General features: G+C 67.8%; 4 protein-coding genes. 3 read left to right on the top strand and 1 reads right to left on the bottom strand.

The annotated features are described in order from the left end of the window. Window positions 1-121: 121 nt before the first annotated feature. On the bottom strand, window positions 122-1450 hold the full coding sequence (locus tag I53_RS16605; protein ID WP_043352595.1) for an alpha-amylase family protein: 1329 nt from the start codon (window positions 1448-1450) through the stop codon (window positions 122-124). Window positions 1451-2522: 1072 nt separating this feature from the next. Between I53_RS16605 and I53_RS16600 the strand changes: the two genes are divergently transcribed. The 3 genes from I53_RS16600 to I53_RS16590 form a co-directional block, all read left to right on the top strand. Then, on the top strand, window positions 2523-3086 hold the full coding sequence (locus I53_RS16600; protein ID WP_148291172.1) for a hypothetical protein: 564 nt from the start codon (window positions 2523-2525) through the stop codon (window positions 3084-3086). 91 nt (window positions 3087-3177) lie between these two features. Further along, on the top strand, window positions 3178-3627 hold the full coding sequence (locus tag I53_RS16595) for a hypothetical protein (RefSeq protein WP_043352593.1): 450 nt from the start codon (window positions 3178-3180) through the stop codon (window positions 3625-3627). Further along, window positions 3624-4878: hypothetical protein (locus tag I53_RS16590; RefSeq protein WP_148291171.1), on the top strand; the 1255-nt coding region annotated here is incomplete at its 3' end. The genes I53_RS16595 and I53_RS16590, both read left to right, overlap by 4 nt.

Below are 4878 nucleotides of genomic sequence, written 5' to 3'. Positions count from 1 at the left end.
CGGCCGCTGGACCCCGTCGGGGCTCGGCGCCTGTGCGGGCCGCTGGACCGCGCGCCGCACGGGGTAGGGCACGGGGTAGGGCAGGGCCGCGGCCGATCCGTCGCGGGCCGACCCGCGACGGTCAGACAACCAGGATGGCCCAGCCGTGGGGCGGAAGGGTCACCCGGGCGCTCGGGCCGCCGGCTTCCGCGAGATCGCCTTGGCCGGCCTCGATCGCCCGGGCATCCGGGACCGGCAGCGGAACGGCCGCGTCGGCGAGGTTCAGGGCCAGCAGGACGCGCGCGGCGCCGTCGCCCAGCACGACCACGAGCTGCTCGTTGGCGAGGTGCAGGGTCCGTGTCCGCGCGCGGTGCAGCCCGGCATGACGCCGCCGCAGCGCAATGAGGTCCCGGTGCAGCCGGTAGATCGGCCAGCCGTACGGGGCGAGGTCCGCGGGCGTCGGCGGGAAGGCCGGCCGGATCGCGTCGTCGCCGCCGACCCGCTCCTCCTTCACGCCGCGGAAGGCCTGCTCGTCGCCGGCATAGATCGAGGGCGTTCCGCCGCAGGTCAGCAGGATCGCCAGGGCGTGCGGCAGGTGCCGGTCGTCCGTGAGCCGGCTGGCGATCCGCGTCACGTCGTGGTTGCCCACGAAGGTCAGGGGCGCGAACGTGTCGAGGCAGCCGTTGTGCCGGTCCAGGGCGTGGGCCAACTCGAACAGGTTGCGATCGTTGAGGGCGCTCCAGATCGCCTTCCACAGCTCGTACTGGGTCACCGCATCCATGCCGGTGTCCCGCACGAAGCGGGCGTAATCGCCGTGGATCACCTCGCCGACGATGTAGGCCTCCGGGTGGGCGATGCGGACCTGCCGCAGCACCCGCGCCCAGAAGTGCGGGGGAACCGCGTAGGCCGCGTCAAGCCGCCAGCCATCGGCGCCGCGGGCGATCCAATGGTCCATGACGGCGGCCACATGGTCGGCGACCTGCGGCGCGTCGTGATTGAGCGTCACGAGTTGCCGATGGCCCTCGAAGCAGGCGTAGTCCGGCTCGATGCCCGGGCCGGAGCCCCGCGGCCAGGACAGCCTGAACCAGTTGGCCTGCCGGGCTTCGGGCCCGTTGCGCAGGACGTCCTGGAAGGCGGGATGGGCCCGCCCGACATGGTTGAACACCCCGTCGAGCAGGACGCGGAGGCCGCGGGCACGGGCCGCGGCGATCAGCGCGTCGAAATCGGCCTCATCGCCCAGGCGCGGATCGATCCGGAAAGGGTCGATCGTGTCGTAGCCGTGCGTGGCGGCCGCGAAGATCGGCCCGAGCGCCAGCCCGGACACGCCGAGCTCCACCGCGTAGTCGAGCCAAGCCTGCAGGTGGGAGAGGCGATGCACGACCGGTGCGGCCGGGTCGGCCTGGTCGGGGGCGCCGACGAAGCCGAGGGGGAAGACCTGCCACCAGACTGTCTGTTCGATCCAGGGCGCCACCCGGCCTCCGCCTGTCGTCAATCGGGAGCGAACCCCGGTCCGCCGCAATGGTTGCAGGGCCGCCGGTCCGGACGCGGCCGCGCGGCGTGAGACGGCCCGCGGTCGCCCATCCCTCCGCGCCCGCGGATCAGGCGCGGTCCGAGAGCCAGCAGGCTTGAGATCGATGATCGGACAGGGGCGCAGGGCGCGAAAATCGCGGCTGGTTACCGCTAAGTCCTGGCTGCGACGGCGATATCGCCGCGTCGCCAGGATGCTGAATTGTCACCAGGAAGGCCTGGTGGAGCTGAGGGGACCGCAACCCGGCGAACGATCAAGTGCCTGTCAGGCCTCAAAGTTGTTCCCCGTCAGGGGCTTGCCGGGATGAAGCGCGGGATGAGTCCGGGATTTTTGGCGGTCCGGATTTTATGTAACCCGCCACTTATCGCCCCGCCCTCGGCTTGTGTGGTCGTCCCCAACTCAGGCTCGTCCAACCACCCGATGCTGCGCCCGAGGAGCTGCCGCTTGGTCCCCTGGGGCTTCGGAAGGCTCGATGCCGGAAGATGCCTGGCGTGGATGGTCGGCACCGGCGCGACCTGCTCTTGGCTCGCTTCACCGAGCTATTCCGACACGCGGATACGGCCCGCGGAACATACTGAGCCTGCAGCGAACAGGGAGGCGTGATCCACGCGGCCGGATGCGCGAAACTTCGTGGCGTCGCGAGGAGGCCGGCGCGGGCCAAGTCCCTCAGGTGCTACTGGCGTGCCGATAGGCTTCGATCGAGCGCTTGGTTCTCGGCGCCATCGCGCTGGCCAAAGTGCCGCCCCGTTGCCTCGTGAAGCCGATACGAGGCGGCAGGACCACTCGGCTTGCCCTGAACTAAGTCTGCAAAGCAGAATCACTTGGACAGGCTGTCGCCCATACATTGGAGTGGACAATTTGGCAATGCGGTCAACGCCAGTTTCTATAGGCTCCGCTATAGAGAAAACAGACTTCATGACCGAAATATTTCCAGCCTTGGCGGCCGTCTCGACGGAACGGCGAAGGTGGATCGAAGTTCTCTGTCCGCGCCGACATCGCGCGCGGAGGTTGATCAATGACGACGAATCGATTCGCCGGGTTGACCGAAAAAATGACCTTTGAAAATGTCAAGGAGCATCTTAAGAAGTCTCCCTTGGACATGGCTCTATACGGTGTCGGCATCGGGGCGGCGGGCTGGGCGATGGACGCGTATGGTGCCGAGAACGCGCTCGCGATCATCGGGGCGGGCACCGCGGCCGTTGCCCTGCCGCTGACCGTCGGCTTGTCGATCCGCTGGGCCTGCAACCGCGTGCGGGGCAGGAGAGTCCCCTTCGTCGGCGCTTCCGAGTTCAAGTACCTTCGCCGCCTGCTCCAGACCGCCTGCAACGTCTTCGCGTGGTGTGCCTCCAAGCTCGGGCGCCCGGCCACCGCCGCTGTCGCCCTCCTGCTCGGGGCGATCATCGGGATGACACCTGGCGAGGTCGTCAAGACCGCGAAATGGGCGCCGATGACCGAGTTCACGGTCGCATATCCCCAGCCGGTATGGCGGTCGGCGACCGTCCACGTCGGGCCGTTCAGCGACTACGGCCGGAGCGCGAAGGCGACGATCAACATGCCGCCGGACTATTCCATGGGCTGAGCCCTGGGGGGTGCCAATGCGCCCGCCCACCCGGCTCGTTCCGGTCGGATAGGCGGGCTACGCCACAGTGCGTTGGGTCGGAGGGCTCGGGATGGGCAAGGTCGAAGCGGACGACGTCAAGCGATGGGCCAAGGCGATCGTGACGGAGGTGGAGCCCGAGGATGTCTTCGTCGTGGACGAGATCTTCGACATCGCGCCGGAAGACTGGCATCGGGCCGACTCGCAGGATGAGGGACGCTTCGATGGAGGGGCCGCGGCCTCGACCTTCGCCACCGTCGTGGTGCCTTTCCTGCTCGGCTTCTTCGGGGACGTCGTCAAGGACGTGGTCAAGGACGCGGCGAAGGAGGCGATAGCCCCGCTCCTCGACAGGTTCCTGAAGCGCAAGGCCACCGGTGACGAGGCGACCCGACTCAAGGAGGCCTTCGACCGGGAGATCGCAAAAAGCCGCTTCAATGCAGAGGAGAAAAACACGCTCAGGGAAGGATTCGAGACGCTCTTTGCCAAGGTGCGGCCAGCCACGGAGGACCTGGGCGACAAATGACCGATCGGCCGCCTGCCAACGAGCATCCGGTCCGGCTGATGCGGCGTTTCGGCGTGAGCGACACGCCGGCCGCGGTCGCCGTCGGCATCCTCCTCTTTCTCCAGTACGTGTTCATGCTCAAGCTATGGGAGGGCCACCCGGTCCGGGGCATGGGGGGGCAATTCCATCGCGACGTCGTGGTAGCGGGCATCACCCTGTCGGTCTTGGGATCACTCTTAATCGTGATCGCATCGTTGAGATCGTGGTCCGGGGGCGAGACCGCGGCACGCAAGATCGAACGCGAGGCCGGGAACCAAACCTTCGCGCCGATGAGGACGCTCCTGGATACGATATCGGCGCGCTCGACGTTGCGAGGCCACGAGCGGCCAAGCCTGTTCTGGAGCCCGAAGAACGAAAAGGCCTTGGAGGCCAGGGACAGGCCGGACAGACGCACCTCCGTCGTCGTCGGCTTGGCAGGCCGCAAGACGGTTCGGGAGGATCCCGAACTGTTCGGGGCGCTCCTGGGGCACGAGATCTCCCACCTGGAACTCGCGGGCACGCGCGCGGAACAAACCGTTCGGCGCTTCGCCATGCTGCACCTGCGGGTCCTGGCCTGGCTCGTCGTCGTCTTCGCGTTGGTTCTCGCCTTCAAGGACAGCCGAGGCCTGGGCGGGCTCTTCCCCGTCCTCGATCCCCAGGCGTACCTGGATCTCTCCTCGCAGTTCGCAGCCCTCGTCCTCTCGGCGGCGGTCGTCTTCGTCTACGCCTACTTCTTCGTGGTGCGGCGGGAGCACGGGCACGACTTCAGGGGCAGCCAACTCGCGGCGACGGCCGCGCTCGGCGAACGCGGCTTCGAGCTGCCGCCCACGAGCCTCCGGGGGCGCATCGGACGGGCGGTCAGCGAGTTCGAGGCACTGCACCCGACGGCGGCGCGACGGAAGGCGGTTGTCCGCCAGCGTGACTTCCTGCTCTTGTCAGCTATCCTCTATCCGGCCATCGTAGCCGCGACCCAGCCGCTGACCCTTCTCATGTCCGCGGGCTGGCGGACCTACTTCGGCGTTGAGCCGGAGATCTGGAACGCTTGGCTCACGCCCTTCACAGGGCTGATGCTGTACCTCGTCCTCCGCGCGGACATCGCGAGGCTCGGATTGGGGCTGCTCCTTCGACCCCGTAAGTACATCCTTCAGATCCCGGTCTACGCGACGGTCGCGGCCCTATCGACGCAACTACCCCGCCTCGTCCTCGAATTCCTGTACGGCATACGGAAGGGCT

The sequence above is a fragment of the Methylobacterium sp. B1 genome, assembly GCF_000333255.1.
Taxonomy (GTDB): Bacteria; Pseudomonadota; Alphaproteobacteria; order Rhizobiales; family Beijerinckiaceae; genus Methylobacterium; species Methylobacterium fujisawaense.
The sequence above is the reverse complement of the archived record's forward strand: the minus strand, read 5'-3'. Positions and strand labels throughout refer to the sequence as shown.

Bases quoted from the DNA above. Each gene is read 5' to 3' on its own strand.
- I53_RS16600 (WP_148291172.1), top strand. From the start codon at position 2,523: ATGACGACGAATCGATTCGCCGGGTTGACCGAAAAAATGACCTTTGAA.
- I53_RS16595 (WP_043352593.1), top strand. From the start codon at position 3,178: ATGGGCAAGGTCGAAGCGGACGACGTCAAGCGATGGGCCAAGGCGATC.